The sequence below is a fragment of the Saccharothrix obliqua genome, from assembly GCF_019375475.1.
Taxonomy (GTDB): Bacteria; Actinomycetota; Actinomycetes; order Mycobacteriales; family Pseudonocardiaceae; genus Actinosynnema; species Actinosynnema obliqua.
Window position 1 is genome coordinate 238,931 of record NZ_JAHXGQ010000011.1, and the last position, 25,461, is coordinate 264,391.

Annotated in this window: 22 protein-coding genes; 13 read left to right on the forward strand and 9 right to left on the reverse strand. The window is 71.9% G+C overall.

From position 1 onward, the window contains the following. The first annotated feature begins 54 nt into the window (after positions 1-54). Complete coding sequence (locus tag KZQ38_RS29625; protein ID WP_219446584.1) at positions 55-894, forward strand: TIGR03620 family F420-dependent LLM class oxidoreductase; 840 nt, start codon at positions 55-57, stop codon at positions 892-894. A gap of 28 nt (positions 895-922) precedes the next feature. Next, complete coding sequence (locus KZQ38_RS29630) at positions 923-1,234, forward strand: hypothetical protein (RefSeq protein ID WP_219446585.1); 312 nt, start codon at positions 923-925, stop codon at positions 1,232-1,234. 43 nt (positions 1,235-1,277) lie between these two features. Here the strand turns inward: KZQ38_RS29630 and bioB are convergent, their stop codons facing one another. Further along, a complete protein-coding gene (gene bioB / locus KZQ38_RS29635; protein ID WP_219446586.1) occupies positions 1,278-2,342 on the reverse strand; it encodes a biotin synthase BioB in 1,065 nt (354 codons plus the stop codon). A 97-nt stretch (positions 2,343-2,439) separates the two neighbouring features. On the opposite strand from bioB, the gene KZQ38_RS29640 reads away from it, so the two are divergent. Together KZQ38_RS29640 and KZQ38_RS29645 are read left to right on the forward strand one after the other, a co-directional pair. Further along, the gene (locus tag KZQ38_RS29640) at positions 2,440-3,024 is read left to right on the forward strand and encodes a TetR/AcrR family transcriptional regulator C-terminal domain-containing protein (protein WP_219446707.1); all 585 of its coding nucleotides are present in this window, start codon (positions 2,440-2,442) and stop codon (positions 3,022-3,024) included. A 10-nt stretch (positions 3,025-3,034) separates the two neighbouring features. Continuing rightward, complete coding sequence (locus KZQ38_RS29645; RefSeq protein ID WP_219446588.1) at positions 3,035-3,889, forward strand: hypothetical protein; 855 nt, start codon at positions 3,035-3,037, stop codon at positions 3,887-3,889. A gap of 131 nt (positions 3,890-4,020) precedes the next feature. Here the strand turns inward: KZQ38_RS29645 and KZQ38_RS29650 are convergent, their stop codons facing one another. Next, entirely contained in the window at positions 4,021-4,503 is a 483-nt protein-coding gene (locus KZQ38_RS29650; RefSeq protein WP_219446589.1) for a hypothetical protein, read from the reverse strand. 245 nt (positions 4,504-4,748) lie between these two features. Here KZQ38_RS29650 and KZQ38_RS29655 point away from each other — a divergent pair, with 245 nt between their 5' ends. The 4 genes from KZQ38_RS29655 (at position 4,749) to KZQ38_RS37315 (ending at position 11,920) form a co-directional block, all read left to right on the forward strand. Beyond that, positions 4,749-8,447: an ALF repeat-containing protein gene (locus tag KZQ38_RS29655; RefSeq protein ID WP_219446590.1), complete on the forward strand. Its 3,699-nt coding sequence runs from the start codon at positions 4,749-4,751 to the stop codon at positions 8,445-8,447. 61 nt (positions 8,448-8,508) lie between these two features. Continuing rightward, on the forward strand, positions 8,509-8,937 hold the full coding sequence (locus tag KZQ38_RS29660) for a hypothetical protein (RefSeq protein ID WP_219446591.1): 429 nt from the start codon (positions 8,509-8,511) through the stop codon (positions 8,935-8,937). Between the two features lie 74 nt (positions 8,938-9,011). After that, positions 9,012-10,208, forward strand: a complete 1,197-nt coding sequence (locus tag KZQ38_RS29665; RefSeq protein WP_219446592.1) for a trypsin-like serine protease — start codon at positions 9,012-9,014, stop codon at positions 10,206-10,208. 29 nt (positions 10,209-10,237) lie between these two features. Then, complete coding sequence (locus KZQ38_RS37315; protein ID WP_219446593.1) at positions 10,238-11,920, forward strand: hypothetical protein; 1,683 nt, start codon at positions 10,238-10,240, stop codon at positions 11,918-11,920. Between the two features lie 196 nt (positions 11,921-12,116). Here KZQ38_RS37315 and KZQ38_RS29675 read toward each other — a convergent pair whose 3' ends face one another. After that, on the reverse strand, positions 12,117-12,767 hold the full coding sequence (locus KZQ38_RS29675) for a hypothetical protein (protein ID WP_219446594.1): 651 nt from the start codon (positions 12,765-12,767) through the stop codon (positions 12,117-12,119). Between the two features lie 221 nt (positions 12,768-12,988). Between KZQ38_RS29675 and KZQ38_RS29680 the strand changes: the two genes are divergently transcribed. From KZQ38_RS29680 to KZQ38_RS29695, 4 genes are all read left to right on the forward strand, one after another. Continuing rightward, positions 12,989-13,411, forward strand: a complete 423-nt coding sequence (locus tag KZQ38_RS29680) for a hypothetical protein (RefSeq protein WP_219446595.1) — start codon at positions 12,989-12,991, stop codon at positions 13,409-13,411. A gap of 106 nt (positions 13,412-13,517) precedes the next feature. Next, positions 13,518-13,961, forward strand: a complete 444-nt coding sequence (locus tag KZQ38_RS29685; RefSeq protein ID WP_219446709.1) for a GNAT family N-acetyltransferase — start codon at positions 13,518-13,520, stop codon at positions 13,959-13,961. Positions 13,962-14,087: 126 nt separating this feature from the next. Continuing rightward, positions 14,088-15,686 carry an amidase family protein gene (locus tag KZQ38_RS29690; protein WP_219446596.1) on the forward strand — a complete coding sequence of 533 codons (1,599 nt, stop codon included), beginning with the start codon at positions 14,088-14,090 and terminating at the stop codon, positions 15,684-15,686. Between the two features lie 438 nt (positions 15,687-16,124). Beyond that, the gene (locus KZQ38_RS29695; RefSeq protein ID WP_219446597.1) at positions 16,125-16,511 is read left to right on the forward strand and encodes a peptidase inhibitor family I36 protein; all 387 of its coding nucleotides are present in this window, start codon (positions 16,125-16,127) and stop codon (positions 16,509-16,511) included. Between the two features lie 165 nt (positions 16,512-16,676). On the opposite strand, the gene KZQ38_RS29700 is transcribed toward KZQ38_RS29695, so the two are convergent. Both KZQ38_RS29700 and KZQ38_RS29705 read right to left on the reverse strand, forming a co-directional pair. Beyond that, the gene (locus KZQ38_RS29700) at positions 16,677-18,131 is read right to left on the reverse strand and encodes a bifunctional 3-(3-hydroxy-phenyl)propionate/3-hydroxycinnamic acid hydroxylase (protein ID WP_219446599.1); all 1,455 of its coding nucleotides are present in this window, start codon (positions 18,129-18,131) and stop codon (positions 16,677-16,679) included. A 67-nt stretch (positions 18,132-18,198) separates the two neighbouring features. Further along, positions 18,199-21,123: an ATP-binding protein gene (locus tag KZQ38_RS29705; protein WP_308258654.1), complete on the reverse strand. Its 2,925-nt coding sequence runs from the start codon at positions 21,121-21,123 to the stop codon at positions 18,199-18,201. Between the two features lie 104 nt (positions 21,124-21,227). On the opposite strand from KZQ38_RS29705, the gene KZQ38_RS29710 reads away from it, so the two are divergent. Beyond that, entirely contained in the window at positions 21,228-22,547 is a 1,320-nt protein-coding gene (locus KZQ38_RS29710) for a HEAT repeat domain-containing protein (RefSeq protein ID WP_219446602.1), read from the forward strand. Positions 22,548-22,608: 61 nt separating this feature from the next. Here KZQ38_RS29710 and KZQ38_RS29715 read toward each other — a convergent pair whose 3' ends face one another. Genes KZQ38_RS29715 through KZQ38_RS29730 form a run of 4 tightly spaced genes read right to left on the reverse strand, consistent with a single transcriptional unit; the run spans position 22,609 to position 25,406 of the window. After that, complete coding sequence (locus tag KZQ38_RS29715; protein WP_219446604.1) at positions 22,609-23,079, reverse strand: RidA family protein; 471 nt, start codon at positions 23,077-23,079, stop codon at positions 22,609-22,611. Positions 23,080-23,095: 16 nt separating this feature from the next. After that, a complete protein-coding gene (locus KZQ38_RS29720; RefSeq protein ID WP_219446606.1) occupies positions 23,096-23,689 on the reverse strand; it encodes a bifunctional 4-hydroxy-2-oxoglutarate aldolase/2-dehydro-3-deoxy-phosphogluconate aldolase in 594 nt (197 codons plus the stop codon). Beyond that, the gene (locus tag KZQ38_RS29725; protein WP_219446608.1) at positions 23,686-24,429 is read right to left on the reverse strand and encodes an IclR family transcriptional regulator; all 744 of its coding nucleotides are present in this window, start codon (positions 24,427-24,429) and stop codon (positions 23,686-23,688) included. The genes KZQ38_RS29720 and KZQ38_RS29725 overlap by 4 nt, the downstream gene beginning before the upstream one ends. Beyond that, positions 24,426-25,406, reverse strand: coding sequence for a sugar kinase (locus KZQ38_RS29730; RefSeq protein ID WP_219446610.1), 981 nt, complete (start codon positions 25,404-25,406; stop codon positions 24,426-24,428). The genes KZQ38_RS29725 and KZQ38_RS29730 overlap by 4 nt, the downstream gene beginning before the upstream one ends. Positions 25,407-25,461 lie beyond the last annotated feature (55 nt).

A 25,461-nucleotide genomic window follows, 5' to 3' on the forward strand; every position in this document is an offset into this window, starting at 1 on the left:
CGCGCGTCAGCGCTGGTCCTGGTTCGCCGCGGGCCGCCGTGCTGGAGTCGGGGCGTGAACATCGATCTCGGCCTGCTCGGCGCCCACCTGCGCGAGCACGAAGTGAACCCGGACGTCGCGGTGGAACTGGAGCGAGCCGGTTACGGCACGCTCTGGCTGGACGCCTCGCCACCGGCCGACCTCGCCCTCGCGGAGCGGTTGCTCGACGCGACCACCCGGCTGGTCGTCGGCACGAGCGTGGTGAACGTCCGGACCGCCGACGCGGAAACCGTCGCCGCCTCCTACCACCGGGTCGAGGCCGGGCACCCCGGCCGGTTCCTGCTCGGCGTCGGTGTCGGGCACCGCGAAGTCCACGCCGAGTACACCTCGCCGTACGCGACCCTGGTGTCCTATTTGGACCGACTCGCCCAGGCGGGCGTTCCGGCCGAGCGCACGGTGGTCGCCGCGCTCGGGCCGAGGATGCTGCGCCTGGCCCGTGACCGCACCGCCGGGGTCGTTCCGTGCATGGTGCCTCCCGAGCACACCCGGCAGGCGCGTTCGGTCCTCGGTGCGGGCAAACTGCTGCTGCCCGGCCACTTCGCCCTCGCCGAGCCCGACGCCGGGCGGGCCCGTGCGTTCGCCCGGTCCGCACCGCCCGGAACCGCGCTGGACGTCACCAACTACGCGACCAACCTCCAGCGGCTCGGCTTCACCGGGGACGACCTCTCCCACGCCGGTAGCGACCGGCTCATCGACGCGCTCGTCGCCCACGGCGACCCGGCCACCGTCGCGACGCGGCTGCTGGCCCACCGGGACGCCGGCGCGGACCACGTCGGCGTCTACCCGCTCGGCGATGACCTGATCGCGACGCTCCACACGGTCGCGGAAGCGGTGCGTGCCGTCATGGTCGGGTGATGTGCCGGTGTGGCCTAAGGTTGACGTGATGGGCTACGACCTGCACATCACCCGGGCCGATCACTGGGCCGATGCCGACCGGGTGCCGATCCCGCGGGGTGAGTGGGAGTCGTTCGCGCGTGAACGGCTCGCTGAATGCGGCGAGGTCACCTACGGCGAGACCGGGGCGGAACCGGTGTTCGGGTTCGACTGCGGCACCGGGGACGTGGTCTCGCTGCACTGGTGGCGGGACCGGATCACGGTCACGGGCATCACCGATGCCCGTTCGATCGCCGCGTTGCGGTGGATCGGCGAAGCCCTCGCCGCCCGGCTCATCGGCGACGACGGCGAAGCGTACTGATTCGCCGTAGAGCCGGTCCCACGCCGGTGTCGCAGCGCCATTTTCAGGCGTTCGGGAGGAGGTCGGTGCCCGCACCGCGACGTCGGATCGCCGGGTCGGCCGGTTCGAGCTGCCGGCCGGGGTCTTCCGCGGAGCCCAGGACGACGAAGCCGTTGTCGCGGATCATCTCCAGGTCTGCCTTCGCTTCCTGGCCCTGCGAGGTGAGGTAGTCGCCGAGGAAGATCGAGTTCGCCACGTGCAGCGCGATCGACTGCAACGAACGCAGGTGGATCTCGCGACCGCCGGCGATGCGGATCTCCTTGTCCGGGCAGACGAAGCGCGCCATGGCGAGGATCTTCACGCAGCGGGTCGGGGAGAGTTCCCGGGTGCCGGCCAACGGGGTGCCGTCGAAGGGGATCAGGAAGTTGACCGGGATCGAGTCGCTGCCCAGCTCCCTCAGCGCGAACAACGCTTCGACCAGCTGCTCGTCCGTCTCGCCCAGACCGGCGATCAGGCCGGAACAGGGGGAAAGGCCCGCGCCCTTCGCCTTGTCCACGGTGTCCACCCGGTCGGCGTAGGTGTGGGTCTGGACGATGTTCTCGTGGTGGCTCTCGGCCGTGTTGATGTTGTGGTTGTAGGCGTCGACACCGGCCTCCTTGAGGCGTTCGGCCTGACCCTGCTGGAGCAGGCCCAGGCACGCGCACACCTCGACGCCGGGGTGGTCCTGCTTGAGCGCCACGGCCATCTCGGCGACCTTGTCGACGTCCCGAGTGGACGGTCCGCGGCCGGAGGCGACGAGGCACACCCGGCTGGCGCCGCCACGCAGCCCGGCGCCGGCCTGTTCGAGGGTCTCCTCCTTGGACAGCCACGAATACTTGAGGATGGGTGCGGCGGAGCCGAGGGCCTGCGAGCAGTAGTGGCAGTTCTCCGGGCAGAGGCCCGACTTGAGGTTCACCAGGTAGTTCAGCTTCACCGTGTTGCCGAAATGGGCACGGCGCAAGCGACCTGCCGCGGCGACGACGGTCATCAGTTCGGCGTCGTCGGCTCGCAGCACCGCCAGAGCGTCCTCGGGCCCGGCCGGGCTCCCGGCGAGGATCGCATCGGCGAGTTGCTGGAAGTCGGTGCTCATCGGCTTCTCCCGCGTTGACCGGACCTGAACGCCGTTCAGGTGAACGCCGTTCAGGTTAAACTGGTCGGGATTGATCGGTCAACAGGAGGACCTGCTCATGCGTTATCACCGGGCGGACGTCGTGAACCGCGCGATCCAGGTCCTCGACGAGTACGGGTTGGAGTCGCTGACGATGCGTCGGCTCGCCGCCGAACTCGGGGTGCAGCCCAGCGCGCTCTACCACCACGTGCCGAACAAGCAGACCCTGCTGGCCGAGGTCGCCGACGAGATCCTGACCCGCGGCCGACGCCCGCACCGGGCCCGTGGGTGGGACCGGCGCGTGGTCGAGGTCTGCGCCGAACTCCGGGACGCGATGCTCGCCTACCGGGACGGTGCCGACGTGGTCGCCACGGCGTACACCTTCGGTCTGGGCGTGAGCGAGCCCGCCGACCAGTTGCGGGCCGCCCTGCGGGACGGCGGCCTGCCCGACGACCTGGTCGACGTCGGCACCCGCGTCCTCCTGCACCTCGTCTTCGGTCACACGGTGGAGGAGCAGACCGCGTTGCAAGCCGCGAGCGCCGGCGTGATCGATCGGCCGCCGGGCGGGCCGGCCGACTTCGAGCGCGGGCTCGAACTGGTGCTCGACGGCTTCCGGTCGAGGATCGCGGGAAAAGCGTTGAACGGACCGGTCGCCCAGGTGTGATGATCTTGCGGTGCCCGTCACCGTCGAAGACCTGTGTGCTTTCCTGGTCGACCTCGATGCCCCCGACCGCCTTGAGCGCCCCCGCCTCCTGGACCCGGCTGTCGCGTGGGCCGGGGTCGCGCGGCTGGCCGAGGCGCTGGGTGCGGAGTTCGGCTGCCGGTGCGTTGTCGACCGCCTGCCGGAGGGCGGCGAGCACCACGGCGTCGTCACCGTCCCGGGCGAGGCCACCGGGGCCGGCACGCCGATCGTCCTCGTCGTCGGCCGGTACGGGCACACCGTGGCGGACGCGCCCGACCAGCAGGACCCCGACCGCTCGCCTGACCCCCTGCTCGACGAGGATGACGCGGCCCGTGCCAGGAAGGCCGTCTACGCAGCCGGGTTCTCGCTCTCCTGGCCGCTGACCGCGTTGACCCCCGACCGGCCCAACCGCCCCTACCCCCGCCTGTTCTCGGCCCGCACGGCCGGGGAACTGGTCCGGCAGATCAGGAGCCTGCCGACCGACGGGAGCCCGCCGGCGGAGCTGCGGGAGTGGCTGTGCGCGACACTGGACGTGCCCACAGGGCCGGCGGGGGAGCGGCTGGCGTCGCTGGACGTGCTCACGCCCCAGCAGGTCCTCGCCGAGGTCGAACGCATCAGGATCTGTGTGGCCGCCCTGTCCACGCCCGAGGGCTCGGACGAACGCCGTTGGCTGGTCATCGACGACACGATCTTGGATGGCCGCAACGTGTGGGCCATCATGGCGTTCCGGAACGAGTTCGGCGGAGGGCTGCCGGAGGCCGTGCGCGAGTTCTCCAACCGTGTCGACACCCTGCGCCACACGCGGCCACACGGCTATGTCGCCGGTCGGGGCCGGTATGAGTCCTGATTCGCCGTGAACCGGCTGGGGAACGTTGACCCGGGCTTTCCCCGAGGCCGCCCCTTACCGGAACCGGAGCCGCTGGGCAGGACGGGCGCCTGGTCCGTGGCAGGCGATGCCCGCTGGGTCGAGCCGGGTGGTCACGTCCACGCCCGGAGTTCCAGCAGCGTCGCGCCGTCGCCGGCGTTGATCGGCGTCCACGCGTTCTTGCCGATGGGGGTCTTGCTGGTGGTCGCGCCGTCGTCCGTGGTGACGGTGGCTTCACCGGAGTGGGTGCCGTCGCCCCTGATCGAGTAGACCTCGGGCAGGGACAGGCTCAGCCGGCCGGTGCTGCCGGTCACCTTGAAGCAGATGAGATTCGAGTGCGCCGAGCTGCGCAGTGCGATCTGGCCGGTGGCGTTGGGCACGCAGTCGACCAGCACCATGTGCCCGTCGCCCTTGATCAAGGTGATCTCCCGCTCGGTGGCGATCCGGTCCGCGTCGGGGTAGGAGAAGTCCTCGACGAGCGGCTGCTGCTCGTCCACCGCGGTGGTGTTCTGGGCGGAAGCGTAGGTGGCGACCGAACCCGCGATGATCGCGGCGGCCACGGCGCCGATGATCGCCGTTCTCCGAATCGAACGCATGGCTGCTTCCTCGTCTTTGGAAGGGATCCCGGGAGTGCACCGCGCGACCCGGATGACAACGCGGTCCTGGCGACGAAGCCCCCGTGGGCAGTTGCCATCGGCACTCTAGCGATCGACCGGACGCCCAGCTAGGCTCCGCCGTGAAGATCAGGTCACTCTGCGGTGGTCCTGCTTCGCTCCCGGTGACGCCCATCGGGATCACGGGGGGAAGTGAACACATGCGCGTGCCGACGCGCGGTGCCCGCATGGCCCGCGCAAGCGTGATCATCGCCATGATCGCCGGGCTGATCGCCGGCGGGCTTTCGCCCGTCACCGCGGTCGCCGCTCCCGCCGGGCCGAGCGAGCGCGCCAGAACGCTCGAACTCGTCAGGACCGGCGGCGAACTCGTGGCCGAGGCGGCGAGCGCCGCCCTTGTCGGGACCGACGAGCAGGTGCACGAGTTCCTGACCGAGGCTTATCCGGTCATCGCCGAGCACGACGACCGCATCGCGCTCACCCGCCTGATGGCGGTCTCCGGCACGGCGGTGCGCAACGGCGCCAACACCGCGATGAACGGTTCCATCGAGGACGTGCGCGCCTTCCTGAGCGAGGGCTGGAAGGCACCGTGGCGCAACGACCAGTACCAGCTGGTCAACCGGATCATCGCGCGTAGTGGACCCAAGGTGCGGCAAGCGGGCAACACCGCGTTGAACGGCACGTTCGAGGACGTGCTGGCGTTCATCAACACCGGGCAGCACAAGGCCGCCGAGCACGACGACTGGATGCGCGTCAACAAGATCGTCGCCACGTCGGCGGAGGGATCCGCGGTCTACGTGGCGGCGCAGCGCGCGTTGGACGGTTCGATCGACGACGTCCGGGAGTTCCTGCGCAGCGGCTGGCAGGTCGCGGTGCAGCGGGACCAGGAGATGATGACCGTCGCCGGTCTGGCGGAACTGGCCGCGGCCGAGCAGCAGCGCGCGGCCGAGCAGACCGACGCGGCGAAGGAGGCGTCGGACCAGGCCGTCGCCGCGGCGGAGCAGGCGAAGCGCGCTGCCGAACGCGCCGCGACCGAAGCCGCCGCGGCACAGGGTGACGCGACGCGTGCCGCGCACGCCGCGAGCCGCGCGGCGGCTGCCGCCCGGGGTGCCGCGGCGGCGGCGCAGACCGCGATCAACGCGGCGGGTAGGGCCAACGACGCGGCCAGGGTCGCCGCCAACGCCGCCGGCCAGGCGGCCATTGCCGCCTCCATGACGGAGAGAGCCGCCTCCCGCGCGCACGACGCTGCCGCGGCTGCCGCGACGGACGCGAGCAAGGCGCACGACGCCCGTGTCGCGGCGCAGAACGCCCGCGACGTGGCGAAGAGCGCGACCGCGGCGGCGACCGCCTCCGACGCCGCGGGCAGGGCCGTCACCGAGGCGTTCAACGCCACCAACGCGGCGAAGAGCGCCAGCGGCAACGCCGACGCGGCCGCCACGGCGGCGGACGAGGCCGCCGCTGCCGCTCGTGCCGCCGGTGCCAACGCGGCGGAAGCCGAACGCGCCGCGCAGCGTGCTCGCCAGGCCGCCGCCGAGGCACGCCGTGCCGCCGGTGCCAGCGAAACGCTCGCTCAGCGCGCCGCGCAGGCCGCGTTCGACGCACGCGACGCGGCGAACTCTGCCGCGACACACGCCATCGCGGCGGCGAACGCCGCTGACGAGGCCGCCGACCGCTTGTACGACGCGGAAAAAGCCGCGGAACGTTCCGCCGCCGCGGCGACCGAGTCCGCCAAGGCGGCGGATGCCGCCAAGTCCGCCGCCGACCAGGCGCACCTCGTGGCGCGGACGGCACGTGACGCCGACGCCGAGCGGGTCAGGCAGGCCGAGTCGCAGGGTGTGCGCGATGCGCAGGACGCGGTGCTGGAAGAGGAGAAGAACCGCGACAACACCCGTTGGCGGCCCGGTGAGCGCGAAACCTTCGACGCCACAACCGAACGCCTGCTGACCGAGGCCCGCACCGCGGGTGCCGATGTGGACACCGTGCTCGCCAAGACGCGCCAAGCGGCCATGCGCCTGCTGACGCGTGGTGGCCCGTGGGTCCAGTCGGCCGCGGAACAGGCGCTCGTCGGCAACGAGCACGGTGTCCGGAGTTTCCTCGCGACCAACCTCGCGCTCGCGGTCGAGCAGGACGACCGCGCCGGTGTCGGCATCATCGGTCGCACCACGGCGATCCCCAAGCAGCGCGACGCCGCGATCGTCGCGGAGCGCGGCGACTACGAGGCGGTCAAGGAGTTCCTGCGGACCCGCGACTACCCCGGCAAGCGGGAGGCGGACCGCCAGGAGGTCAACCGCGTCATGGCCGCCGCCGGCCAGGGCACCGTGGTGTACGCCAAGGGCGATGAAGCCCTTGACGCCGACCTGTCCGGCGACGTCGAGGCCCTGCACCGGTTCCTGGGGAGCGGTCGGTTCGAGGCGGCGCTCCACGACGACCGCAAGGCCGTCAACAAGGTGCTGGAGACCGGTGGACCGGAGGTCAAGGCCGCGGCGCAGGCAGCGTTGTCGGGGCCGGATTCGCACCTCGCGAAGTTCCTGCTCGTCGAGCTTCCCAAGGCACAACTCCGCGACGCCGACGCCGCGAAGCACGTCGCGCAGATCGATGGTTATCTGGCCAAGGCCGACCAGTCGGCGGCGCTCGCGCGGGAGAACGCCAACAAGGCGGCCGAGTGGGCGGCGATCGCCCGCAAGGCCGTCGACGAGGCGCGGCAGTGGCGTGACGCGGCCGCGGCGTCGGCCGCCGCGGCGGCGGAGGCCGCCCGCCAGGCGGAGGAGTCGGCCGAGGCCGCGCAACGTTCCGCGGACCAGGCCGCCGCGTCCGCGAAGCAGGCTCGTGATGCCGCGGCACAGGCGCAGAAGAGCGCGAACGCCGCCTCGGCGTCGGCCGCCAACGCATCCGCGTCCGCGGCTTACGCGAACAGCGCGGCCGCTGCGGCAAGGAACTCCGCCGACGCGGCGCGGACGAGCGCCGACCAGGCGGGCAAGGACGCGGCACTCGCGGAGGCCGCGGCGAACGAGGCCATCGACGCCGCCGCCCGGTTCGCCCAGTCGGCGGACCAGCAGCGGAACGCGGGCGATGTGCCGAAGGAGTCCGAGATCAGTCCGTTCGGCATCGAGAGCGTGCCGGAGGACATGCGGGACGACCCGCGCGAGTTGCGTGGCGAATCGAACTGCGTGGGCACCCGCGGAGGATTCGTCTCCTGCACCTACAGGGTCGAGCACCACATCACCGGCACCATGCGGTACTTCACGTTCAAGTGCCCGGCCGGTGCGACGGCGAAGGAGCAGTGCGAGCGGATCGAGATCGGTCGCACGCGGGTCGACTTCAAGGTGGTCAAGGAGCACACGCTCCACACCGGGCAGATCGTCGGGCAGGTGCTGCTGGAGCTGGCCAAGGGGCTGCTCAACGATTTCTACCGGTGCGCGACGGACAAGAACCTGGCCAGCCAGGCCGAGGCGTGCGCGTGGAGCGCGGCGGCGGTCATGCCGCCCTCCTGGATCGCCCGGCTGGGGCGGGTGGGCGCCGTCGCGAAGATCTACGATCCCGGCGACAAATTTCTCCACATTGGTCTCTTGGACGAGTCGACGCTGCTCGCGTCCCTCAGTGACGAGGGAAGGCTCTCGCTCGCGATCGCGCTCCAGGAGCCGACACGCGGCAGTGGCGTCGGCGGGACCATGGTCAGCTTGGCGTTCGACCACTTCGCGGGCAGGATCAAGACAGTGGAGGGCTTCTGGGGCACCAAGATGCCCTCCAATCTCAACGCATTCAACGAGAACCTGAGGAATGGCATGAGCGTCAAGGATGCCGCCAGGGGTACATTCACGGGGCACATGGCCGGCAAGTACGGCTTCAGCGATGTAATTTCCATTGAAGTGCTGCCGGAAGGTGCGCATGGTGCCTACACCAGTGTCCACGTTGTTTTCGGACCAGGCTGACGTTCCGTGGTCGGAGCCCGTCGCGTGCTCCGACCACTCCTTCGACTCGTGGTGATCGGTTATGGACGTTCTGCTGGAGTTGGTGACGACCGGGCGCATCGGCCGGGTGCGCTTGGGCATGCTGTTGTCCGAGGCGGAAGAGGTGCTTGGTTCGGGTGCGCCGCACCCGGCGATCCGGCTGCTCGGACCCGAGGCGTCCGGTTATCCGTACTACTGGGGTGACCTGTCGTTGTACGTGTCGGACGGGCGCGTGGACAGAGTCGTGCTGCAACCGTCCGAGGTGATCGAGCGGGACGTGTTCCTCGAAATCCTGCGACGCTCAGGCACGGCCTTCGAGCCTCATCCAGCGCTGACGTTCGACGGGCAGAGCGCGATCCGCACCGACGCGGGCGCAGTCATCCTGTTCGCACACCGTGAAGCAGCCGAGGGCCTCGATACGGCCGGCCACTACCTGGTCCTGGCAAGGGTGATGGAGGTTCCGGCGAGCTGACCTTGGCCGCGTTCCTCATTCTCGAATCCACTCGTCCTAGTGCTCTACACCGGTTCTGACAACAAGGAGCTTTCGTGCACGACCGGAGTTCGCTCGCCAGACGCCTCACAGCCGTTGCCGCCGCGGTGGTCGCCGCCGGTTTCCTGGTTGGTCCCGGCGCGTCGGCCTTGGGGCGGTCCGCTCCTACCCCTGACGGGGCCTATCCGTTCGTGGCGAGGGTGGATGTCGACGGACGCTTGTGCAGCGGTGTCCTCGTCGCCCCGCAGTGGGTGGCCACCGCTGGTTCGTGTTTCGCGGGTTCCCCGCCGGCTGGTGCGCCCACCAAGCCCACCACCGTGACGCTCGGGCGCACTGTGCCGTCGAGCACCGCGGGTCATCGGTTCCCGGTGGTGGAGTTGGTGCCGCGTGGCGATCGCAACCTGGTGTTGGCGAAACTGGCGTACCCGGCCGCCGAAGTGGCTCCGATCAGCATCGCCACGACGCCGCCGGCGAGCGGTGAGATCGTGCGTGTCGCGGGGTTCGGCCGGACCACCGAGGCTTGGGTGCCCGACCGGATGCACACGACCACGTTCGCGGTGGAGAGCGTGGGTGCGACGTCGTTGGCCATCGTGGGCAACCCGGACCCGGAGGCCACGACATGTCGTGGTGACGCCGGTGGTCCGGCGTTCCGCGAGGTCGGTGGTGTGGTGGAGTTGGTCGCGCTGCACGACAAGTCGTGGCAGCACAGCTGCTTCGGCGAGTCGGAGACCCGGAAGGGGACGACCGAGACCCGGCTGGACGACATCGCCGGGTGGATCGCGCAGCAGACGCCGTCGGAGGCGGTGTCCACCTACGCGCACACCTTCCAGTTCCGCAATGCGTACACGGATCGGTGTTTGACGGCGCCGAGCACGAACAACGTGGACCGGGCTGCGGTCTACCAGTTCACCTGCGGCGGGCAGTTCCTGGATCGGGTGTGGCGGATCGAGCAGGTCGGGTCGGTGGTGCAGATCCGCAATCCGTACACGGATCGGTGTTTGACGGCGCCGAGTTCCAACAACGTGGACCGGGCCGTGGTCTACCAGTTCACCTGCGGTGCGCAGTTCCTGGATCGGGTGTGGCGGATCGAGCAGGTGGGGCCGGTGGTGCAGATCCGCAACGTCTACACGAATCGTTGCCTGACGGCACCGAGTACGAACAACGTGGACCGGGCCGAGCTTTACCAGTTCACCTGCGGTGGCGAGTTCCTCGATCGCGTCTGGCACGTCGAGCCGACGAAGTGGGGCGCTTGACCGCGTGAAACGATGCACGGGTGCTTTCCGTGCGTGCTGGAATCGGTCGGGTCTCGCGGTGGCGGTCGTGGTTGCCGGGAACGGTGATCGCGGCCGTCATCGCGTTGCCGGTGGTGTTCACGATCGCGTGGACGGGTCTGAACCACGACGTGCGGTACGTGCTGGGGTGCCTGCGGGTGGGGCGCGCGGCCGGGTTGGCGGCGTCGGAGGTGTTCGTGCACCGGCCGTTGGCCTACCGGTGGGTGATGGCGGGGTTGGACTCGGTGTCCGCCGGACCGTTGGCGGTGCGCGAGGCGTTGGTCCGCGCGGCGGCGGTGGTCGTGGTCGGGTTGTGCGCGTGGTGGTTGCGGGCCGGGTTGGCGCGGTTCGTCGCGTCGCGTGAGGCGACCGCGGTCGCGGTGGCGGTGGGTGCGGCGTTGGCGCTGGCGCCGAACTGGGGTTTCCTCCAGCCGGAATGGGTTGCCGCGGTGTTCGCGGTGGCGGCGGTGGCGGCGGCGTTGTGGTTCGACCGGGTGGCGCTCGCCGGAGTGGTCGGCGGTGTGCTGCTTGCTTTGGTGGTGCTGGTGAAGTACACGACCGCGCCGGTGGCGTTGCTCGCGGTGGGGGTCGTGGCGGCGTTGGACCGGCGGCGTGCGGTGGCGCTCGCCGGTGCGTCGGTGCCGGCCGGCGGGGTGTTGTTCGGGCTGGCGGTGCTGGTGGAGCCGCGGGAGTGGCGGTGGTTGTGGGAGTTGCCGTCGTTGAACCCGCCCAACCCGGTCACGCGTGGCCTGGTCTGGGCCGACGGGCAGGCGTTGGCGGTGACCGTGGCCAACGAGGCGCTGCTCGCGCCGGTGCTGGCCGCGTTGCCCGTCGCGGTGGCGCTGCTGGTGCGACTGGCCGGTGGCCGGCGGGAGCGGACGGCGTGGCTGGTCGCCCCGGCGCTGGGGGTGCTGGTGGTGTTGGCCGGCGTGGTGGTGCAGGGGCAGTGGTTCCAGTACCACCTGGTGGTGCTCGCGGTGTTCGCGGCCGGGTTGTGGGCGTTGGCGGTTACCCGCTGGTGGGTCGCACGTGGTGGTTTGCCCTGGCCGCTGGTCGGGCTGACGGCGGTGGCCGCGGTGGGCGCACCGGTGGTTTCCGCGGCCCCGGTCTCGTGGCGTCTCGGGCACGGTGCCGTCGTCTACGGGGTGCTGGTCGTGCTGGTGCTGCTCGCGCTGGTCGCCTCGGTGGGCGGGCGGTTCGTCACGGCGTCGCGCCCCGGCTTGGCGGTAGCCGCGGTGGTGGGGGTGTCGGCGCTGGTGGTTCCGGTGTGGCCGACCAGCCCGTACTCGTTCGACAACATCCACACCGCCTACACCAACGCCGAGCGCGTCCAGGCCGTCCGGGAGACCGGTGACGCGTTCGCCCCGCTGCGCGAGCGCATCGGTGCCGAGACCCCGGTGACCTACCTGGCTTTCGGCGACATGGGCTACCTGCTGGGCAACCCGACCACGTGTCGCTACCCTTCGCCGGTGTTCCTCCAGCGCACCACGTACTTGCCTGGCGTGGACGGGTTGGAGAGCTACCGCGAGAACTTGAACTGCCTGTCCGACAACGCTTCCCGGTACCTCGTCGTCCAGCCGTCCTGGTTCCGCGTTCCCGCTTTGCCCGAGGAGGCGCGGTCTCTCATCGAGGCGCGCTACGACTGCGACCGCGCCATCCCCGCCGGGCCTGTCCTCGCCTGTCCTCGCCGGTAGGGTTCTCCGCGGCCTGGGGCGTGGGTTGCCGTGGGGGCGTGTTCTCGCGGCGGAGTGCTCGGTGTGCTTCCCGGTGGCCTCAGCGGGAAGCCGGCGGGCTCGTGATCAACGCGACCCGGGCGTCGCACCGGGGCGGCGGTCAAGTGTCCTACCCGCGGTCACGACTGGTGAGTTCCCGTGTCCGCGGGGAAACCGGCTACACCGTCCCGTTGATCAACGGTTCCAGTGCCGTGCCCAGTGCTTTCGCGGTCAGGCTGCGTGCCACAACCGTGCCGGCATCGTCAGTGGCGACGCTGGGGCAGCTCTCCTCCGGCGTGGAGTCGCCCGGGACGGTCAAGACGGTGATCTGGCGTCCGGTCCGCGCTTCTCGGACCGTGACCTCGTACGAGGCTTCGTAGAAGGGCCATGTGCGGCTGGTGGCGACGCCTCGCTTGAATTCGCACGTGACGTCGCCGAGCTGTTGGCCCGGAACGAGTCGGGCGCACGCGAGGAGTTCGACGACGTTGACGTTGCTCGTCGCGAGCCAGTGATCGGCAACGCCCACGATCAGCGCGTGTTGTACGTGCCGGTCGGTTTGGTGCAACTCGTGCGCATCCGCGTAGTGCGGTCCAACGCCCGCGTACGGTCGGCTGGTCGGGTTGAACGGGACGCCCTGCTCGCAGGCCGTCTTCTGCATTTCGAAGCGGATCTTGTGGTCCACCTCCTTTTCCGGCACCGACGGGCGCAATGACCTCGTGACGGATGGGGTGGTGGAACTCGTGGTCGTCTTGACCGCGGGCGGTGGGGGCGCGGTGCCGCAACCGGCGAGGAGGAGTGCACCGAGCACCGCTGAGCACTTGGCAGCCACCCCTGCACGGTAGCGATGTCCTCCGGGAGGGGTCCCCGGTTCGCTTGACCGGCCTGACGTGCTGGGGCAGAGCGGTACGGTGGCCCATGCGGACTCACGGGGAACCCTGGTCGATCACCTTGAACTCCGATGGTGAGATCACGTTCGCGCTCTTCGTGCGGGATTCTTCGGGGCTCCGATCGGCGGAGTCGGTTCCGCGCCTCGAACCCGCGGTGCTTCCGGTGGCCGGTCCGGCCGCGGGCTCTCTCGAAGCGCTGTGGGACGAGTGGTGGGGTGGGATCACCGGGAGCCGGCTGGTGCCGCCCGCCTCGACCCGGGTCCCTGCCGACGCTCCCGCGCGACTGCGCGGCCTCCAGGACGGTTTGCGGCTGCCCTACGCGCGGTGGGCCGCGGAACGGCGCGCGGCGGAGGTCCGCGCACCTGCTCGTGAGGTGTTCAAGATGCAGGACGCCGTTCACCGCGTCCAGCGCGAACTCGGCACGGAGGGACTGGCCTTCGAACTCGTGATCGAGGAGGTTCCCGTCGAGGGCGTGCTCTGGCGTCGCCTGTCGCCCGGATTTGTGCTCGCCTCCACGTCCATGCTGCACTCGCCCCTGGCCGTCGACGCCTTGGCCGCGGTCGTCCGCGAACTGGTTGCCCCGTAACGGCGGGAACCGCGGATGCCCCGTCGCGAGGCTTCGCTCGACGGTCCTCGACCACGCCGGCACGAACCCGGGTGACCGCACCACGGAAGGACCGCCTGTGACCACCATCGACATCCGCCGCGCCACCGAGGCCGACCTCCCGGCCATCCTGGCGTTGCTCGCCGACGACCAGCTCGGCGCGACCCGCGAGTCGCCCGACGACCTGGCCCCGTACCGCGCCGCGTTCGCGGCCATCGACGCCGACGCCTCGGAACTGCTGGTCGTCGCCGAACGGGGCGGGGAGGTGGTCGGCACGCTCCAGGTGTCGTTCCTGCCCGGCTTGTCGCGCAAGGGCTCGCTGCGCGCGCAGGTCGAAGGGGTCCGGGTCGCGCGGGGTGTGCGGGGTGAGGGGTTGGGGGAGACGATGATGCGCTGGGTGCTGGACGAGGCCCGCTCGCGTGGCTGCACGCTGGTCCAGCTCACCACCGACAAGCGGCGGACCGACGCGCACCGCTTCTACGAGAAGCTGGGGTTCACCGCGACTCACGAGGGCTACAAGCTCCCGCTCTGAACCCGTCCACTTCGGACGAAAGCTCGTGATCCGGAGAGCGGGGCCGACGGCCCGCCCGATCGACGGATGGCCGCCGAGGCGCGCACGGGGGCAGAATTGGCTGCTACCAGACGAGCGGGGGCCGGCATGGCACGACGATCGCTCGGCCGGGCGGCGGCACTGGCGGTGAGCGTGGTCGCACTGGTGACGTCGACGCCCCCGGCCGGGAGCGCCGCGGTCGAAGACCGGGTCGCGCGCTGGGTGGTGGACGAGGACGTCGACGGGTTGGGCGAGCTGCTGGCCACGGGTCGGGTCACCTCGGTGGAACTGGTCAAGGCGTACCGGGCGCGCATCGACGCCTACGAGCAGGCGTACGCCGACCAGCCCGGCATCAACGCCGTCATCCGCGAGGACCCCCGAGCGATCGCCGTCGCGGCTCGGCTCGACGCCGAACGCCGGCACGGGCACGTCCGCGGCCCGCTGCACGGCATCCCCGTCCTGATCAAGGACAACTACGACACCGCGGACCTGCCCACGACCAGCGGGTCGCTGGCGTTGCGGCACTGGCGCTCCGCCGACGACGCCGAGCAGGTGGCACGGCTGCGCGACGCCGGCGCGATCATCGTCGCCAAGACCAACCTGCACGAGTTCGCCAGCGGCATCGAGACCATCAGCTCGCTCGGCGGGCAGACGCGCAACCCCTACGACCAGACCCGCTACCCGGGCGGCTCCAGCGGTGGCACGGGGGCGGGGCTCGCGGCGGCCTTCGGGGTGGTCGGCCTGGGGTCGGACTCCTGCGGTTCGGTGCGCGACCCGGCGGCGCACAACAGCCTGGTCGGGTTGCGGCCCAGTCTCGGGCTGTCCAGCCGCGACGGCATCGCGCCCATCTCGGACACGCAGGACGTCGGCGGTCCCATGGCCAAGTCGGTGCGCGCCGTCGCGCTGGTCCTGGACGCCACCGCCGGGTACGACCCGGACGACCCGTCGACCGCGGCGTCCATCGGGCGGGTACCGCCGACTTACACCGCCGCCCTGGACGACACCGCGTTGGTCGGTGCCCGCATCGGTGTGCTGACCGACTACATGGGCGCTTCGGAGCAGACGTCCGCGTTGATCCGGGCAGCCGTCAACGACATGGCGGCGCAGGGCGCGACCGCGGTCGACCTGCCGGCCCAGCCCGCGTTGCTGGCGGCGGTGAACGGTTCCTGGGTGATCAACGACGAGCACGAGCGCGACCTCAACCGCTACCTCTCCGCGCCGGGGTCCCGGTTCCCGCCCTCGCTCGCCCGGCTGGAACCGCCGGTGGACCGGGTGACGCTGGCCGACATCGTCACCTCCGGGCAGGTCACGCCGACCGTGCTCGACCGGCTCAAGGTCCGGCTCGGCCGCTCGACCGGTCCGCAGGACGCCTACCACGAGCGGTTGGCCCGGCGGGCGGAAGCACAGCGGCTGCTGGGGAAGCTCATGGCCGACCACGACCTGGACGCGTTGGTCTACCCGACGGTCCCGCGGCAGGCCGCGCCGATCAGGCAGCCGCAGGTGGGCAGCGGGGCGTGCGCCCTCGCCGCCAACACCGGCTTCCCGGCCCTGACCGTGCCCGCCGGGTTCACCCCCGACGGGATGCCGGTGGGCGTCGAGCTGCTGGGTGCTCCGTTCAGCGAACCGACCCTGTTGGGGCTCGCGTTCGACTACGAGCAGGCGACGCACCACCGGCGACCACCGGCGAGCACCCCGCCGCTCACGTGAGCCGCGACGGGTTCGCCGGTCGGGGCACCCCCTGTTCGTCCTCAGGCGTCCCACGTCGGGCAAGACGACGCTCGCCCGCGAGGGACGAGTTCCGAATTTGTGCGGATTTCTCCGCAGGCGGTCCGGTCGATGAGTTCCAGTGGGTAGTCCGGGGCGCTCGGTTGGAATGTGCTCGCACATTCCAACGGGTAGGTCGCCAGGTCCTGATCGCAGTCCGTCACGGGTGGAATGCATTGGTATTTGCGGGTTACCTCTGACACCGATCGATGGCAACCGCTTGGCCCTTGTCGCGCATCTCACTAACCTGGCGACCGACGGGGGGTTGACATGTCGCCAGGTTATTCCGGCGACATGCGGTCCGCTGTTACCGGGGCAATTCAACGCCCAAATTCCTGACCGAGGAGAACCTGAGGAGCCGTCGTGTCGAGATTCCGCCGTGTGATCTTCCGCGTGTTGGCCGTGTTGCTGCTGGCCATCGGGTTCGGGGTGCCGAGTTCGGCGCTGGCGGCCCCTGTGCCGGGCTGGAACGACTGCCCTTCCCAGCACGTGTGCTTCTGGTCGAACGACAACGGGACCGGGAGCATGTGCAAGTGGTCGGGTGACGATCGGGACTGGCACAGCGGCGAGGTCGTGTGTTCCTGGTCGAAGGGCACGAAGGCCGAGTCGGTGTACAACCGCGGGACCTCGGGCCGTTCGGTTTCCTACTACACCGGAGCGAATTACGGCGGCTCACGCGGCGGCTGCACAGCGCCCGGCACGAGGGGGAATTTCGCGGGGAACAACGGCACCGGTTATCTCCTCCGATCGCACAAGTGGGAGTGCTGATACCGCGTGGGTGAGCACCGGTGCCGGTCACGAGGAAACCGCGACCGGCAACGGTTCGGTTTCGTGGCGGGGCATCGGTGCTTCCGCGTGATCCCGGTGGCACGCCGGCCGTCCGCGCCGACCTGGGCCGCGGTGCCGATGGGCGTCGAGCAACGACGCGACCGCCTACGAGGCCACGAAGCGGTCCGGGCGCAGTACCACGAGGTCCCTCCCGTGTTCCGCGAACCAGGCGGTCAGCGTGCCGTCCACGTCCTCGACGGTCGTGATGTCGGCGGGTGCGGGTGTGCCGGGTCGGGCCACCCGCACGAAACGGGCCACCGGGCCGCGCCAGTCGAGCGCGGTGGACGCGTCCACGCCGGGGCCGATCACCGCGTACTCCGCGCCCAGCACGTCGTCCAACGGCACCCGCGTTCCGGCCACGGCGACGGAGGGTTGGGGGAACATCGTGCCGACCGGCGCGTGGTGGCCGGGCAGCGCGGGGCGGGGCTTGAACTCGAAGTGCCGGATCGCCCGGCGGACCCAGGGTGCGGTCTGCGCGAGCCGCAGCGCGGTGTCCCGGACGGCGGCCCCGAAGCGGTTGCGCACCAGGAAGACCCGGCCCAGGCGGACGCTGGTCGTCGCCATCGCCTCGGTGTGCGGGCGGCGTTCGGCCTCGTAGCCGTCGAGCAGCGCGTCGTCGGCGTCACCACGCAGCACCTGGGCGATCCGCCACGTCAGGTTCGCCGCGTCGCGCAACCCGCTGCACAGGCCCTGGCCCAGGAACGGCGGCATCTGGTGCGCGGCGTCGCCGAGCAGGAACACCCGACGGTCCCGCCAGCGGTCGGCGATCAGGTGGTGGAAGGTGTAGACGGCGGAGCGGGTGGTCGTGAACCGGTCCGGGTCGACGTACGGCGTGATCAGGCGGCGGATGGTGTCGGGTCGCGTCATGTCCGCCGGGTCTTCGTCGTCGCGCAGCATGAACTCCATGCGGTAGGTGCCGAAAGCGCCGGGGGAGACGAACGCGGGTCGTCGCCAGTCGCACACGAACCGCGTGGCGTCCACCCGGACCGCGCCCGGTTCGACCACGCCGGAGATCGCGAGCCACGGCTCGGCGTACGAAGCGCCGGTGAGCGTGATCCCGGCGGCGGCGCGGGTCGTGCTGCGCGCGCCGTCCGCGCCCAGCACGTACCGGGCTTCCACCCGCGTGTCGTGCAAAGTCGCGGTCACGTGGTCGGCGTGCTGCGTCAGGCCGGTCAGCTCCACGCCGGTGCGCAGGGTGACGTGCGGGAACCGGTCCAGGCCCCGCCTGAGGGTCGCCTCCAGCCTCGGCTGGTCGAACAGGTGCAGCGGACCCGCGCCGAGCCCGAAGTCGACCTCGTCCAACGCGATCTCGGCGAACACGCGGCCACGGGCGTTGACGTACTCGGCCCGGCGGGGCTGGTGGGTGTCGCGCTCGACCTCCCGGCGCAGCCCGGCCTGCTGGTAGATGCGCAGCGCCTCGTCGTCGCACGAGAACGCGCGTGACTGGCCGTGCGGCGCGGTGCTCCGCTCGACCACCAGCGTGCGCACACCGCGTGCGCCCAGCAGGTTGGCGGTGAGCGCGCCGACCGGACCGCACCCGATGACCACGGCGTCGTACATGGGTTCCCCCTCCGTTGTGGTGACGCGGCGAATCGCAGCGGAGGGCTGTGGAGATCGTGTTGAGGCGTTAGTGGAAGCGGGACGACAGCAGGTGCGCGCCCTGCTGCCGGGCGATCGCGCGGCCCGTGTCCAGGTCATGCGCGTCGCCCGACGCCAAGCCGCGCACGCGGTGCAGTTCGGCGGTCAGGACGTGTTCGCCGACGGCCCGCGCGGTGCGCAGGCCCTCGTCCGCGAGCGCGGCGGCCTGCTCGTGGTGACCGGTGACGAGGAGGGCTTCGGCGAGGGCGGCGACCGTGATCGTGCGGGTCGCGCGCAGGCCCAACCGGTAGATGCCGTCGGCGGCGGCACGCGCGGCCCCCGGCCCGGTCGCGTCGCCCCGGCGCAGGGCCGCCCACTCGGCGAAGAAGTCGCCGGTGGTGACGAAGTGCGTCATGTGACCGCGAGCGCCGATGCGGCGGCACTCCCGGGCGGCCCGTTCGACCGCGGGCACGTCGTGCTCCTGGAGCGCCGCCCAGCCGGCGAACAGCTCGGCGTTGGCCCGGCCGTACGGGTCCTCGATGCGTTCCGCCAGGGCTCGTGCGGCGGTCAGGTCCGGTTGGGCGTCCAGCCCGCGCAGCGACCGCACCAGGGCGCGGAACTCGTGGACGGCCAGCGTCGGGGTGCGGCCGGTCTGCCCGCGCAGCAGGCGTTCGTCCAGGTGGTCCACGGCGGTGGTGAGGTGGTCCTCGGCGTCGGCCAGGCGACCGGTGAAGTACGCCGCGACACCGAGCAGGTAGTGCGCGGCGGTCCTGGTGAGCGGGTCGCCGCCGAGGGCGAGCAGCCGGTGGGAGAGGTCGACGGCGAGCGGGAAGTCCGCGCGGTTGCAGGCCAGTTCGCCGAGCGTCCACAGGGTGGTGGCCAGTTCGGGGCGGTCCTCGGCGCGAGCCAGCAGGACGTGGGCGCGGGAAGCCGCCTCGGCCACCGCGTCGCTGCCGATGCCGACGGTGATCTGGAGCAGGGCCATGCGGCGCAGGTGCGTCGCCAGTTCCCGCGCCGGGTCGGTGAGCAGGTCCGCCGCCCGGTCCAGGTGAGTCAGGGCGTCGGCGAAGGCGAAGCGGCGGGTGGCGTCCTCGGCGGCTTCCAGCGTCCAGTGCAGGTGGTCGGCTCCCCGGTTCCGCGACCGGCCGTAGTGGTGCGCCAGCTCGGCCGGGGTCAGCACGTCCCGCGCGGTGTCGGCCAGGCGTGCGTGCAGGGTGGCCCGCCGGGTGGGGGACAGGTCCGCGTACGCCGCCTCCGCGAACAACGGGTGCCGGAACCCGACGACGCCCGGCGCGGTCTCGGTGACCAGGTGGTCGGCGGCCGGCGAGGGGCTGCCCACGACGGCGACGTCGAGGTCCCGGCCCGCGACGCTGAGCAGGTCCAGGCAGTCGCGGGTGTCCGCGTCGAGCGCGTGCAGGCGGCGGCGCACGGTGTCGCGGACGCCCGGCGGCGGGTCCTCCGGCGAGGTCAGCAGCTCGGTGAGGAAGAACGGGTTGCCGCCGGTGCGGGTGACCAGCCGGGCCACGTCGGCGGCGGACGGCGTGCCACCGGTGTGCTCGCGCACCAGGTCGGCCACCGCTTCCGCGTCGAGCCCGGCGGGGTGCACGCGGCGGTGCCCGGGTGAGCGCGCCACGTCGGCGAGCGCGGCCACCACGTCCGGTTCGTGCGCGTAGGGCCGCAGCGTCGCGACCACCAGCGCCCGGGACGTGTGCAGGGTGGGCGCCAGGTAGCGCAGGAGCAGCAGCGAATCCGGGTCGGCGGCGTGCAGGTCGTCCAGGACCAGCACCAGCCCCGCGTCGGCGGACGCGGTGTGGACGAGCGCGGCCACGGCCTCGTAGGCGCGGAAGCGGGCGGCCGGGTCGACGCGGTCCGCGTGGCCCGCCGCGAACGGGCCGGTGAAACCCGCCAGCGCGGGTGCCACGCCGTCGGGCGACAACGCGCGCACCACCTGCGTCCACAGCCAGAACGGCGGCGTCTGCCCGATGTCCGGGCACCGCGCCCACACGACGGGCGTGCCGGCCGCCGCGGCACGGGCCCCGACGGCCCGCGCCAGGCTGGTCTTCCCGATACCGGCCTCGCCGACCACCGCCGCGAACCGCCCACCCGCGTGCCGGGCCGCGTCCAGCACTCCGTCGAGCAGGGCGAGTTCGCGTTCCCGGCCGACGAGCCGCACCCCGGCCCGGCCTCCGGCGGGTCGCGGGGCCACGCGGACGGGCGGCGCGGCGGCGGGCACGTCCTGGGCGAGGATGCGTTGGTGCAGCAGGCGCAACGGCTCACCGGGCGGCACGCCGTGCTCGTCGCGGAGCACGCGCCGGCCTTCGTCGTAGACCTCCAGCGCCTCGGCCTGCCGTCCCGCGCGGTACAGGGCGAGCATCAGTTGGCCACGCGCGTGCTCGCGCTCCGGGTGTTCGGTCACGAAGCGCCTCAGGGCGGGCAGCACCTCGTGGTGCCTGCCGAGCGCCACGGCCGCCGTGGCGAGCCCTTCCTCGACCTCCAGGCGTGTTCCGGCCAAGCCCTCGACATCGGCACGCACGGCGGCGAGGTCGACCGCCACGTCACCCCGCCACAGCCCGAGGGCTTCGCGGTAGCGGTGCTCGGCCAGGGCGGTGTCACCGGCGGCCATCGCCGCTGCCGCGTCGTCGGCGAGCGTGGTGAAGCGGACGGCGTCCACGGCGTCCGGCGGCACGGCCAACTCGTAGCCGCCGGTGTGGCCGCGCAGCAGTTCGGCGGGCACGCGGTGGCCGCGCTCGGGTTCCAGGACCCGCCGCAGGCCGGCCACGTGGGACCGGAGGGTGACGGCGGCGCCGGCGGGCGGCCTGCCGTCCCACAGGGCGTCGGCGAGCCAGTCGGCCGTGAGCACCCGGTTCGCGCGCAACAGCAGCAGCACCAGCAGGTCCCGCTGCCGCGGCCCACCGACCGCGATGTCGACGCCGGCGCGCTCGACCCGCAACGGCCCCAGGACCGCGAACCGCACGACGTGACCTCCCGCTGCCGGCGCGGAGCAGCGTACCGCCGGGCTCCGCCAACGCGCCCAGCGGTTGCCCGCCACCGGGAGCGGTCACGTCGTAACTTGTGCCGGTGGCGACCACTTGGGAGCGGTTCAGGCGTGACGTGTTCGGCGATCCGCGCGATGCCGGACACGACGAGGTGGACCCGGCGGGCCTCGGCCGTGCCGTCGAACGCGACGCGGGACGTGTGCACGACCTGATCGGCGCGGGTCTGGCGGCGCACGACGAACGCGCGGCGCGGGCACTGCGCGTGCTCGGCGAACTCGACCACGCGCCCGCCGACGCGGCGGACCGGCTGCGGTCGGTGCTGCCCGCGGCGAACGGCCACTTCCGCGTGCAGGTGGGACTGGCGTTGCACTTCTTCACCGGTGACGAGGCGTGCATCGCGGAGGTCGCCGCCGTGTTGACCGGCACCGGGAACGCGTCGGCACGCGCGGCCGCGGCGACCGCCCTGGGTTCCGCGCACGCGACGCCGCAGGCGCTGGGTGCGTTGCACCGCGGGGTGACGGACGACGACCACCTGGTGCGGCGGTGCAGCGCGGACGCGCTGCTGCGTCACGCCGGTGAGGAGCCAGGCGGTCATGACGACCTGCGAACCCTGCTCGCCGGGGATTCCCACGACCACCGGGCGGCGGCGTCGTGGTTGCTGGACCTCCTGGCACGCGACTCCTCGCGCTCCTACGGCACGCCCTCCCGGTTCGCGGTGGACCTCGGACCGGCCGACCACCACGGCGGTTACCGCCGACCCGCGCGGATCACCCTCGCCGGGGTGGTGCTGGGGCACGCCCGGACGTCGGCGTACGTGCCCGAGTTGCGCAACCTCGGGATCAACACGACCTACCCGGACCGCGAGCCGGACTTCGCCGCGTTGCGCGAAACCCTCGTCTCCCACGGGTACACCGGTATGCCCGAGGAGGGGGTGCTCGACATCGCGGAGACCCGTGCGGTCCTGGACGCCTGTGAAACGACGCTGGACGCCGATCTCGGCGTCTTCCGGTGGCGTCGGCACGACCTGCTGTTCGGTGATCGCGCCGTGTTCGCCGTCGAGCTGGGACCGGTCGACCCGGACGGCTCCCTGCGGATCTGCACCGCCTGGGTCGACGGCCACAACGTCTCCCCGGTGGACAACGAGGTCTACGTCCCCCAGTTCGCGCACTCGTTGCGCAGCACCCTGCGAACCCTCGACCGCGGGGCGGACTTCCTGGACTGGGGACCCACCACGGACCACGTCACCGCCGAACTGCTGCCGACCGGCATCGGGTACGAACTCCACAGCGCCGTGCCCGGCGTCGGCGAGCGGACGGGAACCGTCGAGGTGTCCCGCGACGACATCGCCCACGTCCTCGACGCCACCGCCACCGCGCTGGAGAACCACCCGCGACGTCCTTGAGCCGAGTGGGATGCGGCCCGGTCGGCGGGTTTGGGGCGCGTGCCGCCGACCGGACCGCTGGTCAGGGTTGCCGGAGTTCGGCGACGAGTTCGACCTCGACCGGCGCGTTGCCCGGCAGCAGCGCGACGCCGATGGCGGCCCGCGCGTGCCGGCCGATGTCGCCGAACACCTCGGCGAGCAGTTCCGACGCGCCGTCGACCACGCGCGGCTGCTCGATGAAACCGTTGGTCGAGGCGACGTAGCCGGTGACCTTCACGATCCGGCTGATGTTCTCCAGACCGGCGACGTGGTCGAGTTCGGCGAGCAGGTTCACCGCGACCAGGCGTGCGGCCAACGCCGCCTGCTCGGTGCTCACCTCCGCGCCGCACCGGCCGGTGACGACCGGGACGCCGTCCACGGTGGGGGTCTGACCGGACACGAACACCAGCGGGCCGTTGGTGATCACGCCCGGCAGGTAGGCGAAGCGGGGTTCCGGGAGGGCGGGCAGGTCGACGCCCAGTTCTTCGAGTCGGCGGCGGACGGCTTCGGTCATCGGGGGTCCTCTCGGGTCAGCGGTCGCAGGAGGCGACCAGTGCGGAGATCTCCGCCGCCGCGCCGAGGCCGCTGCCGACGCCGACCGCCGCCGCGCCGCGGTCCAGGTGCGCGCGGCTGTTGGCGGCGTTGACGCCGCCCACGGCGACGAACCGGGCGGTGGGGAACGGCGCGCTCATCGCCGCGTACCAGTCGGCGGCCAGCGAGCCCGCCGGGAACGCCTTCATCCAGGTGAGGCCGAGTTCGAGCGCGTCCGCGGTCTCCGTGGGCGTGGCGACGCCGGGCAGGTAGGGGCAGTCGGCACCGGCGGCGACGGCGGCGACGCGGGCGCTGACCGACGGCGCGACCAGGAAGCGGGCGCCCAGGCCCAGCGCGGTTTCCGCCTGCGCGGCGGTCAGGACGGTGCCCGCGCCGACCGGCCGGTCGCCGGCCGCCTCGACGGTGGCGGTCAGCGATTCGGCGTCGACCGGTCCCTGCACGGGGACCTCGACCAGCTCGACGCCCGCCGCCCAGCACATCCGGGCGCGCTCCACCGTGGTCTCGGGACCCAGGCCGCGCAGGATGGCGATCACCGGCACCCGCGCGAGACCGCGCTCGAAGAACTCGCTCATGCTTCCCCTCCCAGGGTTCTGGAGATGGTCCGGGTGGCCTGCGCGAGGTCCGGCAGCAGTGCGGTGAGCTGCTCGAACGTGTGCGAGGACGTGGTCGCGGTGATGGACACCGCGCCGACGGGCGCGCCGTCCATGCTCAGGATCGGCATGGCCACGCAGTGGATGAACGGCTCCAGCTCGCCGCGGTCCACGGCGTAACCGTTGCGCCGCACCTCTTCCAGGACCTCGACGTAGCGCTGGACCGACCGGATGCTGGTCTCGGTGACGCCGTTGAACTCGATCCGGCGCAGCACCGCGTCCCGCACCGGCTCGGGCACGTGCGCCAGGATCGCCTTGGCGACACCGGCGCTGCTCATCGGGACGGGCAGCCCGATGCGGGAGTACATCTGCACCTGCTGCATGCCCTCGTACTTGTCGATGTAGACCACCTTGTCGCCCTGGAGCACCGCCAGGTGGACCGTCAGGTTGGTGCGCGCGTTGAGGTCGCGCAGCACCGGGGCGGCGACCTTGCGCAGGTCGAGCCCCTCCAGCGCCTGGTAGGCCATGGCGTAGAAGGCACTGCCCAGCCGGTAGCGCAACTCCTCGTCGCGCTCGACCATGCCGAACTCCTCCAGCGTCTGGAGCAGCCGCAGCACGGTCGACTTGTGCACCTGGAGGGTTTCGCTGAGCGTCCGGAGGCTCTGCGGCTCCTTGGTGATCTCCTGGAGGAGGATCATCGCCTTCTCAAGACTCTTGATCATGAAGCCACCTCTTCGACGACGGTTCCACCGCGGACGCGCAACCGTTGCCAGACGGAGGGGTGAAGCGCGGCCAGCTCCCACAGCTCGGAGATCGGCGGCAGTTCACCCACGTCGCCGACCACGCTGAGCGCGCTGGCCGCCACGAGGTGACCGAGTCGCGCGGAGCGCACCGTATCGCGCGACCGCAGCAGGCCCGCGAGGAACCCGGCGGCGAAGGCGTCGCCCGCGCCGGTGACCTCGCGGACGTCCACCCGCAGGCCGGGCACGACGTCGACACCGGTCGGGGAGAACACGGTCACCGGGTCCGCGCCCTGCTTGACGACCAGCCAGCGGGGCTCGGGCAGCAGCCGCCGGACCTCGGCGGGATCGGCGGTGCCCCACAGGTCGAGGGCCTCGTCCGCGCCGACCAGGACGACGTCGGCCTGCCGCGCGAGGTCGCGCAGGAGGTCGCCCGCCGGTTCGCGCCACAGCGACGGCCGCCAGTTGACGTCGAAGGACACCAGGCCGGCCGCGGGCTTGCGGGCCAGCAGCGCCCGGACCAGCTCCCGGCACCCGGTGGAGATGGCCGGGGTGATGCCGGTCAGGTGCAGCAGCCGGGGTGCGCGGCGCAGCACGGCGTCGGCGAACTCCGGCGACATCCCGCCCGCGGCCGAGTCGCGGCGGTAGTAGTAGACCCGGGTCCCCGCCGGGCCGATGTCCTTGAAGAAGACGCCGGTCGGGTGCTCGGGGTCCACGACCACGCCGCTGACGTCCACTCCGGACTCGCGGACCGCCGCCACCAGCGCCCGGCCGAGCGGGTCGTCGCCGACCCGGCTCATCCACCCGACCGGCACGTCCAGGCGGGCCAGGTAGGAGGCCACGTTGGACTCCGCGCCGCCCGCGGTGCGCAGGAACAGCTCGGCGGACTCCAGTCGCCCTTCGTGGGGGATGAACATCGCCATGGTCTCGCCGACGCAGACGACCTGCGGATCCACCACTGGAGAAGCCCTTCTGCTGGGACCGGCCACGGCCGACCGATGTCGGCGGGTTCGA

Coding starts and splice junctions, on each gene's coding strand:
- KZQ38_RS29630 (WP_219446585.1), top strand. CDS start 923: ATGGGCTACGACCTGCACATCACCCGGGCCGATCACTGGGCCGATGCC.
- bioB (WP_219446586.1), bottom strand. CDS start 2,342: ATGAGCACCGACTTCCAGCAACTCGCCGATGCGATCCTCGCCGGGAGC.
- KZQ38_RS29640 (WP_219446707.1), top strand. CDS start 2,440: ATGCGTTATCACCGGGCGGACGTCGTGAACCGCGCGATCCAGGTCCTC.
- KZQ38_RS29650 (WP_219446589.1), bottom strand. CDS start 4,503: ATGCGTTCGATTCGGAGAACGGCGATCATCGGCGCCGTGGCCGCCGCG.
- KZQ38_RS29655 (WP_219446590.1), top strand. CDS start 4,749: ATGGCCCGCGCAAGCGTGATCATCGCCATGATCGCCGGGCTGATCGCC.
- KZQ38_RS29660 (WP_219446591.1), top strand. CDS start 8,509: ATGGACGTTCTGCTGGAGTTGGTGACGACCGGGCGCATCGGCCGGGTG.
- KZQ38_RS29690 (WP_219446596.1), top strand. CDS start 14,088: ATGGCACGACGATCGCTCGGCCGGGCGGCGGCACTGGCGGTGAGCGTG.
- KZQ38_RS29700 (WP_219446599.1), bottom strand. CDS start 18,131: ATGTACGACGCCGTGGTCATCGGGTGCGGTCCGGTCGGCGCGCTCACC.
- KZQ38_RS29715 (WP_219446604.1), bottom strand. CDS start 23,079: ATGACCGAAGCCGTCCGCCGCCGACTCGAAGAACTGGGCGTCGACCTG.
- KZQ38_RS29720 (WP_219446606.1), bottom strand. CDS start 23,689: ATGAGCGAGTTCTTCGAGCGCGGTCTCGCGCGGGTGCCGGTGATCGCC.
- KZQ38_RS29725 (WP_219446608.1), bottom strand. CDS start 24,429: ATGATCAAGAGTCTTGAGAAGGCGATGATCCTCCTCCAGGAGATCACC.